Annotated in this window: 16 protein-coding genes and 2 tRNA genes; 14 read left to right on the plus strand and 4 right to left on the minus strand. The window is 67.7% G+C overall.

The features are described 5' to 3' along the window. Nucleotides 1-11 precede the first annotated feature (11 nt). The 9 genes from AB0O15_RS20930 to AB0O15_RS20970 all read left to right on the plus strand — a co-directional run bounded on the left by AB0O15_RS20930 (nucleotide 12) and on the right by AB0O15_RS20970 (nucleotide 11,310). The gene (locus tag AB0O15_RS20930) at nucleotides 12-818 is read left to right on the plus strand and encodes an ABC transporter permease (RefSeq protein ID WP_364320734.1); all 807 of its coding nucleotides are present in this window, start codon (nucleotides 12-14) and stop codon (nucleotides 816-818) included. 139 nt (nucleotides 819-957) lie between these two features. Continuing rightward, nucleotides 958-2,025: a YihY/virulence factor BrkB family protein gene (locus AB0O15_RS20935; RefSeq protein ID WP_364320737.1), complete on the plus strand. Its 1,068-nt coding sequence runs from the start codon at nucleotides 958-960 to the stop codon at nucleotides 2,023-2,025. Nucleotides 2,026-2,328: 303 nt separating this feature from the next. After that, nucleotides 2,329-3,507: an ROK family transcriptional regulator gene (locus tag AB0O15_RS20940; RefSeq protein ID WP_364320740.1), complete on the plus strand. Its 1,179-nt coding sequence runs from the start codon at nucleotides 2,329-2,331 to the stop codon at nucleotides 3,505-3,507. Beyond that, nucleotides 3,504-5,069 carry a sugar ABC transporter ATP-binding protein gene (locus AB0O15_RS20945; RefSeq protein WP_364320743.1) on the plus strand — a complete coding sequence of 522 codons (1,566 nt, stop codon included), beginning with the start codon at nucleotides 3,504-3,506 and terminating at the stop codon, nucleotides 5,067-5,069. Before AB0O15_RS20940 ends, AB0O15_RS20945 begins: the two co-directional genes overlap by 4 nt. Continuing rightward, the gene (locus tag AB0O15_RS20950) at nucleotides 5,066-6,118 is read left to right on the plus strand and encodes an ABC transporter permease (RefSeq protein ID WP_364320746.1); all 1,053 of its coding nucleotides are present in this window, start codon (nucleotides 5,066-5,068) and stop codon (nucleotides 6,116-6,118) included. The genes AB0O15_RS20945 and AB0O15_RS20950 overlap by 4 nt, the downstream gene beginning before the upstream one ends. 70 nt (nucleotides 6,119-6,188) lie before the next feature. Further along, entirely contained in the window at nucleotides 6,189-7,232 is a 1,044-nt protein-coding gene (locus AB0O15_RS20955) for a substrate-binding domain-containing protein (RefSeq protein WP_364320749.1), read from the plus strand. A 27-nt stretch (nucleotides 7,233-7,259) separates the two neighbouring features. Next, nucleotides 7,260-8,444 (plus strand): Gfo/Idh/MocA family oxidoreductase, encoded by a 1,185-nt coding sequence (locus AB0O15_RS20960; protein WP_364320751.1) that lies wholly within the window; start codon nucleotides 7,260-7,262, stop codon nucleotides 8,442-8,444. A 556-nt stretch (nucleotides 8,445-9,000) separates the two neighbouring features. Further along, the gene (locus AB0O15_RS20965) at nucleotides 9,001-10,149 is read left to right on the plus strand and encodes a TIM barrel protein (protein ID WP_364320754.1); all 1,149 of its coding nucleotides are present in this window, start codon (nucleotides 9,001-9,003) and stop codon (nucleotides 10,147-10,149) included. A gap of 153 nt (nucleotides 10,150-10,302) precedes the next feature. Continuing rightward, nucleotides 10,303-11,310 carry a sugar phosphate isomerase/epimerase family protein gene (locus tag AB0O15_RS20970; protein ID WP_364320757.1) on the plus strand — a complete coding sequence of 336 codons (1,008 nt, stop codon included), beginning with the start codon at nucleotides 10,303-10,305 and terminating at the stop codon, nucleotides 11,308-11,310. Between the two features lie 54 nt (nucleotides 11,311-11,364). Here the strand turns inward: AB0O15_RS20970 and AB0O15_RS20975 are convergent, their stop codons facing one another. Then, nucleotides 11,365-11,643 carry a hypothetical protein gene (locus AB0O15_RS20975; RefSeq protein ID WP_364320760.1) on the minus strand — a complete coding sequence of 93 codons (279 nt, stop codon included), beginning with the start codon at nucleotides 11,641-11,643 and terminating at the stop codon, nucleotides 11,365-11,367. Between the two features lie 185 nt (nucleotides 11,644-11,828). Here AB0O15_RS20975 and AB0O15_RS20980 point away from each other — a divergent pair. From AB0O15_RS20980 to AB0O15_RS21000, 5 genes are all read left to right on the plus strand, one after another. Further along, nucleotides 11,829-11,901: transfer RNA gene (locus tag AB0O15_RS20980), tRNA-Asn, on the plus strand. A gap of 82 nt (nucleotides 11,902-11,983) precedes the next feature. Continuing rightward, the gene (locus AB0O15_RS20985; protein ID WP_364320763.1) at nucleotides 11,984-13,249 is read left to right on the plus strand and encodes an FAD-dependent oxidoreductase; all 1,266 of its coding nucleotides are present in this window, start codon (nucleotides 11,984-11,986) and stop codon (nucleotides 13,247-13,249) included. 72 nt (nucleotides 13,250-13,321) lie between these two features. Next, a tRNA-Ile gene (locus tag AB0O15_RS20990) sits at nucleotides 13,322-13,395 on the plus strand. Between the two features lie 87 nt (nucleotides 13,396-13,482). Beyond that, nucleotides 13,483-13,878, plus strand: coding sequence for a type II toxin-antitoxin system RelE/ParE family toxin (locus AB0O15_RS20995; protein WP_364320765.1), 396 nt, complete (start codon nucleotides 13,483-13,485; stop codon nucleotides 13,876-13,878). Continuing rightward, entirely contained in the window at nucleotides 13,875-14,189 is a 315-nt protein-coding gene (locus AB0O15_RS21000; RefSeq protein WP_364320768.1) for a helix-turn-helix transcriptional regulator, read from the plus strand. Before AB0O15_RS20995 ends, AB0O15_RS21000 begins: the two co-directional genes overlap by 4 nt. A gap of 273 nt (nucleotides 14,190-14,462) precedes the next feature. On the opposite strand, the gene AB0O15_RS21005 is transcribed toward AB0O15_RS21000, so the two are convergent. From AB0O15_RS21005 to AB0O15_RS21015, 3 genes are all read right to left on the minus strand, one after another. After that, a complete protein-coding gene (locus tag AB0O15_RS21005; protein WP_364320771.1) occupies nucleotides 14,463-14,615 on the minus strand; it encodes a hypothetical protein in 153 nt (50 codons plus the stop codon). A gap of 35 nt (nucleotides 14,616-14,650) precedes the next feature. After that, the gene (locus AB0O15_RS21010) at nucleotides 14,651-15,085 is read right to left on the minus strand and encodes a hypothetical protein (RefSeq protein WP_364320774.1); all 435 of its coding nucleotides are present in this window, start codon (nucleotides 15,083-15,085) and stop codon (nucleotides 14,651-14,653) included. Nucleotides 15,086-15,621: 536 nt separating this feature from the next. Continuing rightward, complete coding sequence (locus tag AB0O15_RS21015) at nucleotides 15,622-18,603, minus strand: NACHT domain-containing protein (RefSeq protein WP_364320777.1); 2,982 nt, start codon at nucleotides 18,601-18,603, stop codon at nucleotides 15,622-15,624. Between the last annotated feature and the right edge of the window lie 303 nt (nucleotides 18,604-18,906).

Here is an 18,906-nt window from a genome sequence, read left to right on the forward strand (position 1 = left end):
GAGGACCCCTGATGCTCACGCTGGCCCTGCCGCGTCTGCTGACACCGGGCGCCGGGCGCCGCTCGGTGTCCATGATGGAACGCAACGTCGCCACGCTCCGCGGCGCCTATTGGATCGTCTTCGCGACCGGCCTGCTCGAACCGGTGCTCTATCTCCTGTCGATCGGCATCGGCGTCGGCGCGCTGGTCGGCGACATCGCGTTGCCCGACGGGCGCTCGGTGGGTTACCCGTCGTTCGTGGCGCCGGCCATGCTGGCGGCGTCGGCCATGACCGGGGCGCTCGCCGAGACCACCTTCAACTTCTACGGGAAGATGAAGTTCATGCGGCTGTACGACGGGATCGTCGCGACCCCGGTGCGGCCGGTGGAGATCGCGTTCGGCGAGCTGACCTGGGCGATGATCCGCGGGAGCGTCTACTCCGCCGCGTTCTTGGCGATCATGGTGGGGATGGGCCTGACCACGGTGGGCTCGGCCCTGATCGCCCTGCCGGCGGCGATCCTGGTCGGGTTCGCGTTCGGCGCGGCCGGCCTGGCGCTGTCCACGTTCATGCGCAGCTGGCAGGACTTCGACCTGATGATCTCGGCGCAGTTCGCGCTGTTCCTGTTCTCCGGCACGTTCGTCCCGGCCGAGTCCTACCCGGCCGCGTTGCGCTGGGTGGTCGAGGCGACCCCGCTCTATCGCTCGGTCCACCTGATCCGCGGGATCAGCCTCGAGATGTGGAGCTGGGTCCAGCTCCTGGACGTGATCTATCTGCTGGTGCTGTTCGCCGCCGGGGTCGCCGTGGCCGGGCGGCGGATGGGGCTGCTGTTGCTCAAGTGATCAGTGACCTGGGGGAACGTCCGCAGTCGATGGGTTAGACATGGGGCGCGGGGGCATCCAACCCCGAGAAGGTCACCGAGGATTGCTGGGCGGAGGAACCCCGATGAAGCTGCTGCGCCGCCACCGGGAGGAGCCAGCCGTGGACGAGCGCCGTGAGGCCGAGGCACGAGAGGCCGGCGAACGAGACGTCACCACGACCCGCACCGGCGACGACAAACTCGACCCGCACGATCCGCCTCCGCCCGGCCCGAACGACGGTCCCGACAAGCCCGCCGAGCTGCACGGCAAGGGTGTGTTCGCGGCGGTCAAGCGGACCTTCAAGCAGTTCTCCCAGGACAACGTGTCGGACTGGGCCGCCGCGCTGACCTACTACGGCATCCTGTCGATCTTCCCGGCCGTGATCGCGCTGATCTCGATCTTCGGGCTGGTCGGCGGGGACGGCAAGGCGACGGTGACCGGCGCGGTCAAGGAGGTCGTGCCGAACGGCGACATCCAGAAACTGGTCGACACCGTGCTCGGGCAGGTGAGCAACCCGAACACCGCCGGCCTCGCGGCCATCCTGGGTATCGCGCTGGCCTTCTGGTCGGCCTCCGGTTACGTGGCCGCGTTCATGCGCGCCTCCAACGCCGTCTACGACGTGCCGGAGGGCCGGCCGATCTGGAAGACGCTGCCGATCCGGCTGGGCGTCACCGCCATCGTCGGCATCATGCTGGTCGCCTCGGCCGTCATCGTGATCTTCACCGGCGACCTGGCCTCGGCGATCGGCGACCGGATCGGCCTCGGCGACCAGGCCGTGCTGGTCTGGAGCATCGTCAAGTGGCCGGTCCTGGTGATCCTGGTCAGCCTGATGTTCTCGATCCTGTACTGGGCGTCGCCGAACGCGAAGACCGGCGGTTTCCGCTGGGTCAGCCCGGGCGGCATCTTCGCCGTCCTGCTGTGGGTGGCGGCCTCCGCGGCGTTCGCCCTCTACCTGGCCAACTTCGCCGACTACAACAAGACGTACGGCACGCTGGGCGGCGCGATCGCCTTCCTGGTGTGGCTGTGGATCTCGAACCAGGCCATCCTGCTGGGCGCCGAACTGGACGCCGAACTCGAGCGGGGCCGGGCCATCGCGGCCGGGCACCCGGCCGACGAGGAGCCGTTCCTGGAGCTGCGCGACGACCGGAAGCTGAAGAAGGGTAGCGAAAAGGGCCTCGCTTCCAGCTGACACCGATGACAAAAGGGCGGCCGTCCCCGGCGGGGGTGGCCGCCCTCGTCGTGCACGCTGAGTTCCAAGACCACTTTCTTTGCGTGGTGACGGACCCGTGCTGACAGCCCTGTCGGGGGGCCGTTTTCCCTGTTCAGCCTGCTTACCGCGACAAACGGGGGAGGGTCCGCGGACTTTTGTTGGGGAGAGCAAAAGTTGGTATAGATCTTCTGGAAGGTATGGACTGGAGCGCCGGAAGGGGCCTAGTGTGACCGGCACGACACAGCATCGTTTCAGGGCTGTGAACCCCTGCCGGAGGTACCCGTGCACGTTGCCGACGCCCCCCACCATCGGGTGCTTCGCCTGTTGCGCGACGAGGGCCCGGTGTCTCGCGCCGAGCTGGGTGACCGGCTCGAGCTGACCCGCCCCCGTCTGCTCGCCGAGGTGGAGCGACTCGTGGCGGCGGGCCTCATCGCCGAGGCCGGCATGGCCGCCTCGCGCGGCGGCCGTCGTTCCACCCTGGTCGAGCTGCACCCCCGCCTGCGCTTCGCCGCGGTCGACCTGGGCGCCAGCTCGATCGACATCGAGGTCACCAACGGACGGCTGGAGACGGTCGCGGCCTACCGCGAGACCGCCGACATCAGGTCGGGACCGAAAGCGATACTGCAACGGGTCAGTGAGCTGCTCGCCAAGGCACGCACGGACGGCGCCTTCGAGAAGCTCGACGCGGTCGGCATCGGCGTCCCCGGTCCGGTCAGTTTCCGTGACGGCGTGCCGGTGTCGCCGCCGATCATGCCGGGCTGGGACCGCTACCCGGTGCGCGAGATCCTCGCCCGTGAGCACGGCTGCCCGGCGGTGGTCGACAACGACGTGAACATCATGGCGATCGGGGAGCGGCACGGCGGGGTCGCGCACTCCGTCGACGACTTCCTCTTCGTCAAGATCGGCACCGGCATCGGCTGCGGAATACACCTGGCCGGTGACGTGTACCGCGGGGTCGACGGATGCGCCGGCGACATCGGGCACATCCAGGTCGACTCGCACGGGCCGGTGTGCTCGTGCGGCAACACCGGCTGCCTGGAGGCGCTGTTCAGCGGGGCCGCGCTGTCCCGCGACGCGCAGGCCGCCGCCCGCAGCGGCGAGTCGCCGGCGCTGGCCGAGCGGCTCGCGGCCAACGGTGAGCTGGGCGCCCGGGACGTCGCCGAGGGCGCGGCCGAGGGCGACGTGACGTGCATCCGGCTGATCCGCGACGGCGGTCGCCGGGTCGGCTCGGTGCTGGCCACGCTGGTGAGCTTCGCCAATCCGTCGATGATCGTCATCGGGGGCGGGTTGGCGCTGCTCGGGCACATTCTGCTGGCCGAGATCCGCAGCGTGGTCTACCGGCGCTCGCTGCCGCTGGCCACCGGCAACCTGCCCGTCGTTTTAAGCGAACTGGGCAGTCGAGCCGGCGTCACCGGCGCCGCCGTGCTCGCCAGTGACACCTGCTTCGAGCAGGCATCATGACGACCATTCCCGAGCCGCGTGATGGTGAGGTGGAGGACCAGGTGGCAACCGAAGCGCCGGTGGTCTTGGAACTGACCGATGTCGTCAAGACTTTCCCCGGGGTACGCGCGCTGGACGGCGTCCAACTCGAGGTGCGCGCCGGTGAGGTGCACTGCCTGCTCGGGCAGAACGGCGCCGGGAAGTCGACGCTGATCAAGGTCCTGGCCGGCGTGCACCGCGCCGACGAGGGCAGCATCCTGTGGCAGGGCGAGCCGTTCGCCCCGGCCAACCCGCAGGCCGCCATGAAGGCCGGCATCGCCACCATCTACCAGGAGCTCGACCTGGTCGACGACCTGTCCGTCGCCGAGAACACCTTCCTCGGTCACGAGGAGCGGCGGCTCGGCTTCGTGCGGCGCGGTTCGATGGCGCGGCGTACCCGGGAGATCCTGGGCCGGCTCGGCCACCCGCAGATCCCGGCCCGCCGGCTGGTCCGCAGCCTGCCCGCGGCCGGGAAGCAGATCGCCAGCATGGCCCGCGCGCTCTCGCACGACGCCAAGCTGATCGTCATGGACGAGCCCAGCGCCGTGCTCGCTCATGACGAGGTGGGCAACCTGTTCCGGATCATCCGGGAACTGACCGCCCAGGGCATCGCGGTCATCTACATCTCGCACCGGCTCGAGGAGATCCGCGAGATCGGCGACCGGGTGACCGTGCTCAAGGACGGCCGGACCACCGCGGCGAACCTGCCGGCGCGTGACACCCCGACCCGCGAGCTGGTCAACCGGATGACCGGGCGGAGCATCGAGTACGTGTTCCCGCCGCGGGTGGCGCCGGACGACCCCGAGGTCCTGCTCGAGGTGCAGGGGCTCACCCGCGCGGGCGAGTTCGCCGACGCCTCGCTGACCGTCCGCAAGGGCGAGATCGTGGGCATCGCCGGGCTGGTCGGGTCCGGGCGTTCCGAGCTGCTGGAGACGATCTTCGGCGCCCGCCCGGCCGACAGCGGCACCGTGGTGATGGCCGGCAAGCGGGTCACCTCGGTCGGCGGCGCGGTCCGGGCCGGCATCGGCATGGCCCCCGAGGAGCGCAAGAGCCAGGCGCTGCTGCTGGACCAGCCGATCTACAAGAACATGACGCTGTCGTCGTTCACGACGTTCGCCACGGCCGGGTTCACCGACGCCGGCGACGAGCGGAAGGCCGCCGACAAGGTCGCCGACTCGCTCGAGCTGCGGCCCCGGGACACCGGCCGCGCCGTGCGCACGCTGTCCGGCGGCAACCAGCAGAAGGTCGTGGTCGGCCGCTGGCTGATCGGCCAGACCAAGCTGTTGCTGCTCGACGAACCCACCCGAGGGGTGGATGTCGGCGCCCGCGCGGAGCTCTACCAGGTCATCCACGACCTGGCCGCGAACGGTGTCGGCGTGCTGCTGGTGTCCAGCGAGGTGCCCGAGGTGCTGGGCCTGTCCGACCGGGTCCTCGTGATGCGCGAGGGCCACCTGATCCATGAGGCGCCGGCCGGCGACCTCGACGAAGCCACGGTTCTCGACCTCGTGATGGCGGGGTCTCTGCTCGAGGGGGAGCCCGCATGACCGACACGCAGGTGGCGAAGCCGGCGCCCGCGCCGGACGCCCCGAAGAAATCCCGGAACAGCATTTTCAAAGGTGACGCCGCCGAGCCGCTGAAGCGCAACCTCGGCCTGGTCGGCGTCCTGATCATCCTGGCCGTCATCGGCGTCATCACCCGGCCCGACCTCTACGGCGATGCCACCTGGGTCAGCAACAACGTCTTCACGATCCTCCAGCAGGCGTCGGCCATCGGCGTGGTCACGGTCGGCATGACCTTCGTGATCATCGGCGGCGGCATCGACCTGTCGGTGGGCGCGATCGTCGCCATCGCGGGCGTCTGGTCGACCACGCTGGCGACGCAGAGCTACGGCGCGGTCGGCATGATCTTCACGGCCATCGTGGTCGGCGTCGTGGTCGGGCTGATCAACGGCGTGCTCATCTCGTACGGAAGACTCGTGCCCTTCATCGCGACCCTGGCGATGATGGTGGCCGCCCGTGGTCTCGCCGCGCAGATCTCCGGCAAGCAGACCCAGGTGTCCTCGAACGACACGATCAACAGCATCGCGTCCACCAAGATCCTCGGCATCCCGATGCTCGTGATCATCCTGGCGCTGGTCGTGGCGGCCGGCTGGGTGCTGCTCAACCGCACCACGTTCGGCCGGCGCACGGTCGCGATCGGCGGCAACCCCGAGGCGGCCCGGCTGGCCGGCATCAACGTCAAATTCCACACCCTGCTGCTGTACGCGCTCTCCGGCCTCTGCTGCGGGATCGGCGCGATCATGCTGACGTCCCAGGCGACGAGCGCTCAGGCCGCCATGGCGAACCTGTACGAACTGGACGCGATCGCCGCGGCGATCATCGGCGGCACGCTGCTCAGCGGCGGCCGCGGCACCATCGTCGGCGCGCTCTTCGGCGTGCTGGTGTTCAGCACGATCACGAACCTGTTCGCGATCAACAACCTTCCCACCGAGGTCCAGAACATGGTCAAGGGCGGCATCATCGTCGCGGCCGTGCTGGTCCAGCAGTTCCGCTACAAATCGCTCACCCACCTCCTGGGACGCACCAAGAGCTGAAATCTCGCACCCTCAAACCCCAAAAATCCGGCGACCGGTGTACGGCCGCCAGGTCACCCCTGGAGTAAACATGTCGAACTTCTCTCGTCGCCGCATCCTCTTCGGCGGCGCCGCGGTCGGCGCGGGCGCCCTCCTCACCGCCTGCACCAGCAACGAGCCGGAGAACAACAGCCAGATCAACACCAGCAACGAGGAGGCGAACCCCAACTCGGCTCCCGGCACCAAGGTGGTCATCGGCTTCTCGGCGCCGGCCGCCGACCACGGCTGGATCGCCGCCATCACGAACAACGCCAAGGCCCAGGCCGGCGCGTACCAGGACGTGGAGCTGAAGGCGGTCGAGGCGGGCGCCGACGCGGCGGCCCAGCGGGCGTCGCTGGCCACGCTGATCTCGCAGAAGCCGACGGTCATCGTGATCCTGCCGCACGACGGCAAGGAGCTGAACTCCTCCGCCCTGGAGGCGACCAAGGCCGGTATCCCGGTCATCAACCTGGACCGCGAGTTCCCCGACGCCCTGGCCTACCGCCTGCTGATCAAGGGCGACAACTACGGCATGGGCGTGGCCGCCGGCAACTACATCGCCGAGCAGATGAAGTCCAAGGGCGTCAGCAACCCGATCATCGGCGAGATCGCCGGCATCGACGCGCTGCCGCTGACCCAGGACCGGTCCAAGGGCTTCAAGGACGCCCTGGCCGCCGCTGGCTTCAAGGTGGCCAACCGGCGCGCGGCCGAGTTCACCGCGGACAGCGGCCAGCGCGAGGCGGCCGGCCTGCTCCAGGCGCTGCCGAAGCTGGACGCCCTCTGGAACCACGACGACGACCAGGGCATCGGCGTGCTGGCCGCGATCAAGCAGACCAACCGCAGCGAGTTCATCATGGTCGGCGGCGCGGGCTCGAAGGCCGCGATCGACCAGATCACCAAGGACGACAGCGTGCTGAAGGCGACGGTCACCTACAGCCCGTCGATGGCCTCCTCGGCGATCTCGCTGGCCCGCCTGATCGGCCAGGGCAAGGGCATGTCGGACCTGGTCGAGCTCCAGGTTCCCAAGCAGATCACCCTCGCCTCGGAGACGATCACCAAGGAGAACGCGAGCAAGTACGCCAAGCTCGGGTTCTGATAACACGGCTACCAAGGGAGTTCAGAGATGGGGCAGCTGCGGGTCGGCATGGTCGGCTACGCGTTCATGGGCGCCGCGCACTCTCAGGCGTGGCGTACCGTCAACCACGCCTTCGACCTGCCGTTGTCGGCGCAGCTGTCGGTGGTGTCCGGCCGGAGTGAGGCGGGCGTCGCCGAGGCGGCCGCCAAGCTCGGGTGGGCCGCGCACACCACCGATTGGCGTTCGCTGATCGATCGGGACGACATCGACCTGATCGACATCTGCACGCCAGGCGACACACACGCGGAGATCGCGCTGGCCGCGCTCGCCGCGGGCAAGCACGTGCTGTGCGAGAAACCCCTGGCCAACTCGGTCGCCGAGGCACGAGAGATGGCCGCGGCGGCCGAGCAGGCCAAGATCAATGGGGTACGCGCGATGTGCGGCTTCAACTACCGCCGGGTGCCCGCCGTGGCCCTGATGCGGAAGCTGATCGCCGACGGCCGGATCGGCACCATCCGCCACGTCCGGGCCGTGTACCTGCAGGACTGGATCGTCGACCCGCAGTTCCCGCTGGTCTGGCGGCTCCAGAAGGACAAGGCCGGCTCGGGCGCGCTGGGCGACATCGGCGCGCACATCGTCGACCTCACCCAGTTCGTCACCGGCCAGCGGATCTCCTCGGTGAGCGCTCTCACGGAGACGTTCGTCAAGGAGCGCCCGCTGCCGGTGGAGTCGTCCGGGCTGGCCGCGGCGTCCAACGGCTCGGGCACCGGTCGGGTGACCGTGGACGACGCCGCGCTGTTCCTCGCCCGGCTGGACGGGGGAGCGGTGGCCACCTACGAGGCCACCCGCTTCGCCACCGGCCGCAAGAACGGGCTGCGCGTGGAGATCAACGGTTCGCTCGGCTCGGTGGCGTTCGACTTCGAGCGGATGAACGAGCTGGAGTTCTACGACGCCAAGCTGCCCAGCGCCGAGCAGGGCTTCAGCGTCATCCAGGTGACCGAGCCGGAGCACCCTTACATGTCGGCGTGGTGGCCGCCCGGCCACGGCATCGGCTACGAGCACTCGTTCACCCACGAGATGCGGGATCTGATCGAGGCGATCGCCACCGAGCAGAACCCGACGCCGTCCTTCACCGACGCGCTCGGCGTCCAGCTCGTCCTGGACGCGGTGGAGCGGTCGGCCGAGTCATCGAGCTGGATCGAGGTGGAGCCGTCGACCGTGGCGATGGCTTGAGTTCCTAGTTCCACAGTCTTCCTGTCGCGAGCGAGCGAGGGACGGCGCGGTTGCGCCCCGCGCCGGCGAGCTCGCGGCGGGTGCAGTCCCCGGTGTGCCCGGGTCGGGCCGGGCACACCGGGGTTCGTGCTGTCCAGACACCATCGTGTTTGCATATGCACGGGGAGTGTCGGCACGTGAGATCGTTTCGTGCACGCCCGTTTGTGCATTTGCTGAACACAGAAACCGCTCTCACGTCACGCTCAGTTGACATTCAGGTGAAGACATCCAGCAGCTCAGACCGTACGCGAGCATCGGCGCAAACCGATGCCCCGGCGCCCCGTGGATCATGTTCTCGCCGGTCAGAAGGTCGCACGGCTCGTGCGCCGCTGATCCGTGGGTAAGCCGAGGCTCGTATCCGGGGCTGGAGAACCCCCACGGATGGAGGCGGGATGACAGCCCGGCGGACGACGGAACGTCGATCATGGCCGATCCGGACCCTGGTCCATACTGGAGCCGTGCGCACGAGCGAATGCACGTGCACATGCACTCATGCAGCTGTGGGAGGAGGGTTCTGATGCGTCTGCGTCACCGTTCCGGCCGCCTCGTCCACCTCAGCTCCGGCATCGACGTCCACGGGACGCGCGACTTCGCCGCCGTGGTCGAACGGATCGACGCGTACGCAACCGAGGTTCGGGCCCGGATCGACGCCGACGCCCTCACCGTGAGCCTGTGGCTGCCCCCCACCCTCGCCGCCGCCCTCGCCGTCGACGGGCGCCTCCGCACCCGGCTGCGTGCCGAACTCGACGCCCGCGGGCTCGAGGTCGTCACGCTGAGCGGAATGCCCTACGCCGGGGGCGGCGGCGAGAATCCTACCGACGAGCCGGACTGGAGCGACCCGGCCCGCCTGGAGTACACCCTCGACCTCGCCCGCGTCCTGACCGACCTGCTGCCCGACGACGCCGTCCGGGGCGCGGTCACCACGATCGGGCTGGGCCGCCGGGCCGGCTGGGACGACGCCAAGGAGAAGGCCTGCGGCCGTATCCTGGGCCGGCTCTCCGGCGGGCTGGCCGAGGTCGCCTGGCACACCGGGCGCGCGGTCCGCGTCGGCCTCCAGCCCGAGCCCGGCAACGTGCTCGACGCCACCGACCAGACCATCGCGGCGCTCGCCGGGGTCGGCCGCGACCGCATCGGCATCTGCCTCGACCTGGCCAACCTGGCCTGCACCTGGGAAGATCCGGCGGACGCCCTGGACCGGCTGGCCGAGGCCGGGCTGTCGGTGATCCAGGTGCGGATCGCCGCCGCCGTCGAACTGCGCGACCCGTGGGCCGGCGTCGAGGCGCTGCGCGGCTACCTCCCGGCCGGCGAGCGCTGCCCGGTCACCAACGCGGAGGGCGCCTTCCTCGAGTCGGTGCCGGCCTCGGCCGACGAGTTCCCGCCCGGGCCGTGGCGGGTACGCCGGCACGTGCCGCTGGCCGAGACGCCGCCGGCGCCGCTCGCCGCCACCACCGAGGTGTGGCGCGCGGCGCTGCGCCACCTGATGGGCGGGGCCCAGCCGGGCACGGAATACCTGGACGTGCATGCCGCCCCGCGCGACGGGACGCCACCCGAACGGCCCGCCGGGGCCCCCGCACCGGCCGACTCGGTCGGTTCCGAGCTGGCGTACGCCAGTCATGAGTTGGGAAATCTCGGCCTGACGCCGCCCGCGCAGGCTCGCGCAGCCTGACCTTCTGCTATTAGAGTCTTTCTCAGGCACGGCCGCGTGACGGACCGTCTCCGGGAGGCGCAATCCCGGGCCGGTCGCGACGTCTCGCCGCCTTCCGCCTTCCGTCCGGCTGCCCTCGCCGTAGACCACAGGTGCGACAAGGGAGACGACAAGATGGCGCGACCCATCACGCTTTTCACCGGCCAGTGGGCCGACCTGCCGTTCGACGAGGTCTGCCGGCTGGCCTCCGAGTGGGGCTACGACGGCCTCGAGATCGCCTGCTGGGGCGACCACTTCGAGGTGGACAAGGCGCTGGCCGAGGACGACTACATCGACCGCAAGAAAGAACAGCTGGCCAAGCACGGCCTGTCCGTGTACGCGATCAGCAACCACCTGGTCGGCCAGGCCGTCTGCGACCACCCGATCGACCAGCGGCACCAGGACATCGTCGGGCCCGCGATCTGGGGCGACGGCGACGCCGAGGGTGTACGCCAGCGCGCCGCCGAGCGCATGAAGGACACCGCGCGGGCCGCCGCCAAGCTCGGCGTGAAGACCGTCGTCGGCTTCACCGGCTCGTCGATCTGGCACACGATCGCGATGTTCCCGCCGGTGCCCGAGTCGATGATCGAGGCCGGCTACCAGGACTTCGCCGACCGGTGGAACCCCATCCTCGACGTGTTCGACGAGGTCGGGGTGCGCTTCGCGCACGAGGTCCACCCCAGCGAGATCGCGTACGACTACTGGACCACCCGCCGCACGCTGGAGGCCATCGGCAACCGCCCCGCCTTCGGCCTGAACTGGGACCCGTCGCACTTCGTGTGGCAGGACCTCGACCCGGTCAACTTCATCCTCGAGTTCAAGGACCTGATCTACCACGTCGACTGCAAGGACGCGAAGGTCCGCACCGGCGACGGGCGGCGCGGGCGGATGAGCTCCCACCTGCCCTGGGCCGACCTGCGGCGGGGCTGGGACTTCGTGTCCACCGGCCACGGCGACGTCCCGTGGGAGGACTGCTTCCGGGCCCTCAACGCCATCGGGTACGACGGGCCGCTCTCGATCGAGTGGGAGGACGCCGGGATGGACCGGCTGGTCGGGGCGCCCGAGGCGCTCCAGTTCGTCCGGCGCCTGGCCTTCGACGCGCCGACCGCCGCCTTCGACGCCGCGTTCTCCTCGAAATCCTGATCCGACATGCTTCCGGCCCGCCCTCGCACCGAGGACGGGCCGGATAAGCGTTGATCAGTACGTCGTGGTGCTCGTGGTGCTCGTGCTGTTCAGCTCGCCGGCGTCGGCGTTGTGCAGCTTCTGGCCCAGCTTCGACTGGTCCAGCTTGTCCTTGCCTTCGCTGTACAGCTTCGTGGCCTGCGCCTGGGCGACACCGGCGGCTTCCTGCACCGTCGGGTGCTCCCATACCTTCTTGGCGTTGGCCCGGATCTCCTCGTACTTCTCCCGGCCGGCCCGGCTGCCCAGGACGAAGCCTGCCGCCAGACCACCGATGAACATGAGCTTCCCGCGCATGGCGGCTCCCTCCGCTCGTGACTACGTCTACGCCCCCTGCATACCCATCGTGCCCCGGGCTCATGCCTCGTGCCGGATTTCACCGGGTTACCCCGCGCCGCGGGGTAACCCCGTGGACAAGGGGGCCAGGGGGTCATGTACTGTTGTCCCGGTCGCCAGGGGAGCTCTCCTCGAGGCGACGGCCTTCCCCGATAGCTCAATTGGCAGAGCAGCCGGCTGTTAACCGGCAGGTTATAGGTTCGAGTCCTATTCGGGGAGCCGCTAGACAATGGGATCCGCCGCGGCGGATCCTTTTCCGGTTTAGGCTGGGCCGCGTCGCATGATGCAGGGTGAGGTGCTTGTGTCGCAGCCCGTGAACGTGGACGTCGTCATCGTCGGCGGCGGTCTCGCCGGGCTGGCGGCTGCCCGCCGCCTCGACCGCGCCGGCGTCGACTGGCTCCTGGTCGAGGCCGGCGACCGCCTCGGCGGCCGGGTGGCCACCGACCTCGAAGACGGCTGGCGCCTCGACCGGGGCTTCCAGGTGCTCAACACGGCGTACCCCCGCCTGCCCGCCCTGGTCGACCTGGACACGCTCGACCTCTGCTATTTCACCTCCGGCGTCCTCGTGCGCCGCGGCGGTGAACTGCACCGCCTCGAGAACCCGCTGCGCGAGCCGTTCACGTCGCCTCAGACGCTCACCTCGTCGGTGGGGACGCTGTCCGACCGGCTCCGCTTCGGCGCGCTGGCCGCCAAGTACGCGACGACTCCGGTGGCCCGGTTGCTGGCCCAGCCCGAGTGCACGACACAAGAGGCGCTGCGGCGGGCGGGCCTGTCCCACCGCCTCATCGAAGAGGTGCTGCGGCCGTTCCTCTCCGGTGTCTTCGGCGACCGGTCGCTCGACACGTCCAGCCACGTGCTGGCAATGGTGCTGCGCTCGTTCGCCCGCGGCCGCATCGGCGTCCCCGCGGCGGGCATGGCCGCCCTGCCGGCCGCCATCGCGGGCCCCCTCCCGTACCCCCAACTGCTTGTCAACGCCCGCACCATCGGCGTGGGCCGAGGCCAGGTGATCACCGAAGCCGGCGAGATCGCGTGCCGCGCCGTCATCATGGCCACCGACCCCGCGACCGCCGCGACCCTGCTGCCGCGCCTGCCGATGCCCGCGATGAACGGCCTGACCACGTTCTACTTCGGCGCCGACCACGCACCCATCGACGAGCCCACCCTGCTCCTCGACGGCGACCGCCGCGAGATCATCGCCAACACGGTCGTGCTGAGCAACGCCGCCCCTTCGTACGCCCCCCTGGGCAAAAGCCTGATCGCCGCCTCGGTCGTCGGCGTGTCGGCCCCCTCCGGCGCGTCCGAGCAGGTGATCAGGGTCGAGCTGTCCCGCATGTACGGCGTGCCGACCGACGACTGGACCCTGCTGAAGGTCGTCACCTTGCCGCACGCCCTGCCCGCCGCCCCCGCCCCCCAGGGCAACCTGCGCAAGCCGGTGTCCATCGGCGACGGCCTCTTCGTGGCCGGCGACCACCGAGACACCCCATCCATCCAGGGCGCCTTGGCCGGCGGCTGGCGCACAGCCGGAGCAGTCCTGACCGCCCTGGGCGCGGCCGCCGTGCCCGCGTAGTTCAGTGGCTGCCCCTGGCCACCGGAGGATAGGATCGCCGCCGGTACGCGGCGTTCACGTATCGCCACGTACGGGGCGGTAGCTCAGCAGGTTAGAGCAGTCGACTCATAATCGATCGGTCACGGGTTCGAGTCCCGTCCGCCCCACCCATCATCTGACCTGGGTGTTCATGCGAAGCGATGAGGCGTTGCGCGAACTACCACTCGTTGTTTAGCTCGGGCTATAGTCGGGCTATGCCTGAGAGTTCGCCGCGTCGCTGGTCGATCAAGACCACGGGTGACGTACGGGAGTGGCTGCGAGCGCTGCGCCAGTCGGACCCGGACGTCTATCGGTCGGTGAACGTCGCCATCGACATGCTTGCTGAGGTAGGGCCGGGCCTGGGGCGTCCGCTGGTCGACACGTTGCAGGGATCGAGTATCGCGAACCTCAAGGAGTTGCGGCCTCGATCGGGCCGCGACGTCGCGATCCGGGTCTTGTTCGTGTTCGACCCTTGGTCGCAGGCGGTCATGCTGGTGGCCGGGAATAAGGCCGGCGACTGGACCCGGTGGTACAGGACAGCGATTCCACTGGCTGAAGCTACGTACGACGGCTGGCTTGCCGAGGAGAGAAAACGGAGGGAGAACTCATGAGCGAGTTCCATGACTGGGATGACCTCCGTGCAGAGCTGCACGACGGGGACGACGAGGCTCTTGCCGCTGAGCGTGCTCGGACCGAGGCCTGGGTCAGCGCCTTTCACCTGGCCGAGGAACGCAAACGGCTGGGGTTGACTCAACGGCAGGTGGCTGAACTCATGGGTGTCTCGCCCGGGCGGGTGAGCCAGATCGAGAACGGCGATCTTGATGTCAACGAGGTGGCGACGTTGAGTCGATACGCGCGGGCGCTGGGCGCTCGGATGCGGATCATCTTCGACTACGGCAATGACCTTCGGCAGATCGCCTGAGACAGGCCGGCACTGTTCCAGATGCGCGGCTGTGCGGAGGTTGGATGATTGGCTCCAGCGTTCTGCCTCCGTACCGTGACTGCGTCGTGAAACTCGTAAACGACCCGGCAGTGGGTTGCCGGTAGCGACGGTTGGGCAGCTTCGTTCGCAATGTTGAGCTGCCGACGTGTGAGTTGTCGACGCTCAGGCAGCTATCGTTGCGTAAAGGCCCCGCATGGACCGAGGTGTCGCAAGCATCTCGGTCCATGGCGGGGCCCGCTTCTGTCCTACCTTCTACCGCTGCCGGCGCGCGGCGAGGTAGAGCGCGCCAGCGATGACCGGCACCGCCGCGGCGGGGATGCCAAGCTGCCTGCCGGCTTTCTTTGCTGCCGCGATGTCGGCTCCCGCGACCGTCGCCAACACGATGAACTTCGAAATCTCTTCCATCACTCCTCCTTTCTTCTCCTTGAATGGGGATCGCATCACTTCTTGGATGTGAGGTATGCGACTGCCAGAACCGCGCCGAGTGCGCCGACGAGCATGAGCGCCTCGCGTTGGTCGAGCGTGTTCTTGGGATTGGCCGGCACGATGAGCTCAGACAACGCTTTGCCGCAGTGCGGGCAGCTTCCGACTGCCAGCAGGTCTCGCCCGGTGATCTCTTTGCCACACTTCGGACAGTCGCCGATTCGGTGATCCGCGCGCTCAGCGAAGGCCGTCAGCGTCGCCAGCTGAGCCTCCGCCGTACGTAGTCTCGCGTCCAACTGGTCGACGGACCGGCTGTCCGAAGCGGCTGCGAGTCCGCGCTCGAGGAGATCCGTCACTGCCGCTGTGAGGGTGACGCCTTGGCGGGTGGCGTACGCGTCTGTTGCCTCCTTGAGGTCTGGAGGCACGCGGGCATAGATGACGTCTTGGGCCATGACGAGGATCGTAACGATGCATATTGCGAACCGCAAGCTTACTGCAAGCAAATACCTCGCGCACTTACCGGATGAGCAGAGCTTGCCATGGCCAAACCCTCTGACGGATCGAGGTCAGCCAGGCCTCATCCAAGGGCTTTGTTGCTTGGTCAGCGACATGACAACGTCAGAGTTCTGCCGCGTTCCATGCCCGGTCTCATCGCGGAAATGCTCGTGAGCTGGTTAAACATCCTGGCAGCGGTATGCCGGGGACGGTGAACACGTGGTTCGCATGGTGCAACGTCCGGCCCACTGTTTCTTCCTGGGAGCGACCCCAGACCCCACGTTACGGGTGGGCGCGCTGGGTGGTCCGGTGACGGGCCGTCCGTGGGGTGGCGCTTTTGGAGTACGACGTCCTTGTCTCCCGGTGCCCCAACCTGTGTGCGAAGCCGGTTGGGAGAACCAGCGGACAAGAAGCTTGCTTTCCGTACGCATTCTCGAGTCCAAACGACAAATTTAGCTGCCGGAGTTGCCGCGCGACCGCAGCCAATAGGCCGCTAAAGTGGATCCTTCTCGGTCAGATCAACTTCGGCATCGCCTTCATTGGATGTATCGGCGAGGTGATCCTGTAATTCGGCGTGCCTGAATTGGTAGACGGTGGTGCCGACCGTGCGTAGTAGTCCAAGCCTATGTGCGTCGTCCAGGAAGGCAGGTAGCTGCCTAGGGAGCCGACCGGCCAACACATGCGGCAGGCTGACCGTCCCATTTGTCCACCAGGTGCGAGGCTGACCCATATCGATCTTGCTAAACAATGTGACGACCAAAGATAGCGGTAGGAGAGTGAGCCAAATCCCTATTGCTATACGTAGGTCGCATTGAGTGAGCAGGTCAGCGAAATTTAGAGAGCTGCGAACTGTGTGGGTGCCGACATAGGCATCGATCCGGCCGGTGAATTGCAGGGTGAAGCTGCCGTCCAAGCCGTTGAATTCGCCGGTGAGTACGAGCCTGAAAGGGTCGAACGGGCCGTGACGTGCCCAGATGATGACGGCCGTGCCAGCGATGGCCAGCCAAACGAGCCATCGTTTCCAGGTTCTGCGGCCGAGGCCCGGAGTGGTGAGTGCCCAGGCCATCAGCACGGCTGCGACGTATCGCAGTTGGCCAGCCCAGACCATCCGGAAGTCATGCAGGTGGGAGCCAAGCCAGTCGGTGGGTCCTTGCCTTAACAGTTCAGCGCCTATGGGGTTTGCCTGCAACAGGCGCCATCCGATCGCCGCTGTGGTACTCAGTAGTGTCGCGAGCAGGACGGTCCGTAAGAGGCGCAGCTTGTGGCCGACCGCGGTGGCGTGCCACAGTCCGGGCGCGCCGTCAAGAATGGTGGCGTATCGCAGACGACGTACTGTTGCCACGCCCAGGCTGGTGAGTCCCCAGAGTACTGGGATCGCGATGACGAATAGCGGGATCAGGAAACCGTAGGCGATGGCGGTGGCGAGCACGGTTATCGCAAGGAAGGCGCTTTGCTGCCCCCCGGCGGTGACGATAAATACGCCGGCGAGCAAGCCGAGCAGTAGCCCGCCGAGAAGGCTGCCGCGCAGTCCGGACGCTGGAGAAATCCCATACCAGGGGGCTGTAGTCCCGGGGCCGGGAGGCATATCCGGATCGATTTGGTAGCCCGACATCGCCAGTAATCCGACCATGGCCGCAGCACCGACGACCACCCACCCAATACTCGCATCAGGAGCAACTGCGCTTATCGCGATGCTGACGTCGATTCCGATCAGTAACGCATAAACAAGCGCAAAAGTGAGCGCCGGCAGAACGCGTATGAGGAATTCTCGAAGATTCGCCCAATCGATGAGAAAAGACTCTGTCCAGTCCATCTCCGCGTTTTGGCGATAGTCCATCGCCATCGCGAGAAGGCGCGTCGCTACGACAATCAAGCCGACCGCAGCGCCGATCCCAACGACGGCGCCTAGCAGGTTACTGGCCCCCTTGCCTAAGAACAGGCCGAAGGCCGCTGCGGTCAATCTCCCGACAATGAAGCACGCAAAACCGGCGACCACCAGCGGAAACAGGGCCAGCGGAATACCGAGGCGAGGTCGCTGGACAAGAACGAGGTTGACGTAGGCTCGGACGGTCGTGATGATCAGTGTCAGCCGATCCGCAATTCGCTCCGAATGAGCTGGTGTTGTAAGCGCAGGTACATCGCGTGCCCAGTCGAAGTCCTTGGTGCCCCATCGGTCCAAATTCCCAGCAAGGAAACGCAGCCACCGTTCGACGTCGATGGGGTCGTATTGGCTGCGGGGTCGGAAAAGGTCGGCGGGGTTGTCACTTGGTGGCCGAGTCATGACGGTCGCCGCAATGAGCTGGTCAAGCAGGTGTGCTCGCAGCGCGTCGGCCTCGATGAACCGTTCGTCATCGAGCAGTGCCGCCGGGTCGGTCCGCGGCGTGAGGTAGGCGACACGCAAGAGCCAGAGGCCAAGCGGGGTGGATGCAATTTCCGCGATGGCGCTAGCCGGCTTGTCGAGGTCGTCTGCCGTACGCAGCCTGGTGAGCAGGATCCGCCAACTTGAGCCAGGGTCGGCGGGTAGGCAACGCTCGATGTAGTCGGCTGCTGCGTCCACCGATAGCGGCTGTGGCTCGATCACGACCGCGGACGGCAAGACGCGACCGTACCCCTCGATCGCGGCGAGGTACTCATCGGCTCGGCTCGTCACGATCAGCTGCGTCCTGCCATCCATGGCGTTGTGCACGGCCTCCAACAGCCTCGGCCGAATATCGGGGGTGGCTTCGTCGAACCCGTCAATCACCGGCAGTACGTGCCCCTGCACGGCAAGATCATGAATCGCCTGAGGTTGGTGCCCCGCCGCGAGCAGCTCGGGATGGTCCTGTTTGATCGCGTAAGCAACCCAATCCCACAACGTGCGGTATCGCTCCGGGTCCCAGCTGGCCCCGGACAGCAGCACCGGCACTGGCGTGGTGCGATCGTCCACACGATCCCGGAGCAGCTCCAGAAGAATCTGCACAGCCAGCGTTGTCTTGCCGGCCCCGGCTCCTCCCAGAATCACGAGACGGCTACGCCGCAGTTGACGGAAGTCCGCTATCAGTGCGGCAACGTCGGCGCTGGATGCGACAGTGAGCACATCGCTCGTCAGGTTGCCGGGAGCGTCGATTACCCGTTGATCGTCCGTCCTGCGCCATTGCACCGGAATCGGATCAGGGTCATCCAACGCCCTGATCCGAGATTCGGTACGCCATCGGTCGTAGACAAGCGGAGCCAGATCCTCACGCAGCTGGGCGATGTCGGATGCGGTGGCCCGCGTCGGTCGACGGGCGTGACGCCACCAACGCAGCAGCGGAATGACCAGAGGCGCCAGTGTGAGCGGGATCGAGACCAGCTGTGCCAGATTCGCCGCTGTCTCCAAGCCCCGGGCACGAAGCGCCCACACCAAGATCGACAAGCACAAGGCGGTCCCGCCGATTCCAGCGATCAGGGCAAGAGTGGACGAATGCGACTTTTGTGACTTGGCTTGACTGATCACACAGCGTACCTAATCGAATACATTTAGGTCAGTCAATGTTTTGCGAGCGTTCGTTCGCAGCGGACCACGGCGGACGCGGAGCGGATCTCCTTCAGTCGGCAAGCCCCCTCTTGCTTCGAGCGAGCTCGGGCGGCAGCGGGTTGCCGCTGACGACGATGGGGTGGTTTGCATGGTGCAACGTCCGGCCCACCATGAGGCTGACGTGCTTCTTTGCGTCGGCGAATGCGACTTGCGCGAACCGTTGATGGCGACCCGCCCCCGGTGGTGCGTCGCTGTTCCTCTTGCCTCGGGCCGCGTCATGGC

Source organism: Actinoplanes sp. NPDC089786, assembly GCF_040684855.1.
GTDB lineage: Bacteria > Actinomycetota > Actinomycetes > Mycobacteriales > Micromonosporaceae > Actinoplanes.

Coding starts and splice junctions, on each gene's coding strand:
- AB0O15_RS20955 (WP_364320749.1), top strand. CDS start 6,189: ATGTCGAACTTCTCTCGTCGCCGCATCCTCTTCGGCGGCGCCGCGGTC.
- AB0O15_RS21005 (WP_364320771.1), bottom strand. CDS start 14,615: ATGGAAGAGATTTCGAAGTTCATCGTGTTGGCGACGGTCGCGGGAGCC.
- AB0O15_RS20950 (WP_364320746.1), top strand. CDS start 5,066: ATGACCGACACGCAGGTGGCGAAGCCGGCGCCCGCGCCGGACGCCCCG.
- AB0O15_RS20975 (WP_364320760.1), bottom strand. CDS start 11,643: ATGCGCGGGAAGCTCATGTTCATCGGTGGTCTGGCGGCAGGCTTCGTC.
- AB0O15_RS20930 (WP_364320734.1), top strand. CDS start 12: ATGCTCACGCTGGCCCTGCCGCGTCTGCTGACACCGGGCGCCGGGCGC.
- AB0O15_RS21000 (WP_364320768.1), top strand. CDS start 13,875: ATGAGCGAGTTCCATGACTGGGATGACCTCCGTGCAGAGCTGCACGAC.
- AB0O15_RS20970 (WP_364320757.1), top strand. CDS start 10,303: ATGGCGCGACCCATCACGCTTTTCACCGGCCAGTGGGCCGACCTGCCG.
- AB0O15_RS20995 (WP_364320765.1), top strand. CDS start 13,483: ATGCCTGAGAGTTCGCCGCGTCGCTGGTCGATCAAGACCACGGGTGAC.
- AB0O15_RS21010 (WP_364320774.1), bottom strand. CDS start 15,085: ATGGCCCAAGACGTCATCTATGCCCGCGTGCCTCCAGACCTCAAGGAG.
- AB0O15_RS20960 (WP_364320751.1), top strand. CDS start 7,260: ATGGGGCAGCTGCGGGTCGGCATGGTCGGCTACGCGTTCATGGGCGCC.
- AB0O15_RS20945 (WP_364320743.1), top strand. CDS start 3,504: ATGACGACCATTCCCGAGCCGCGTGATGGTGAGGTGGAGGACCAGGTG.
- AB0O15_RS20965 (WP_364320754.1), top strand. CDS start 9,001: ATGCGTCTGCGTCACCGTTCCGGCCGCCTCGTCCACCTCAGCTCCGGC.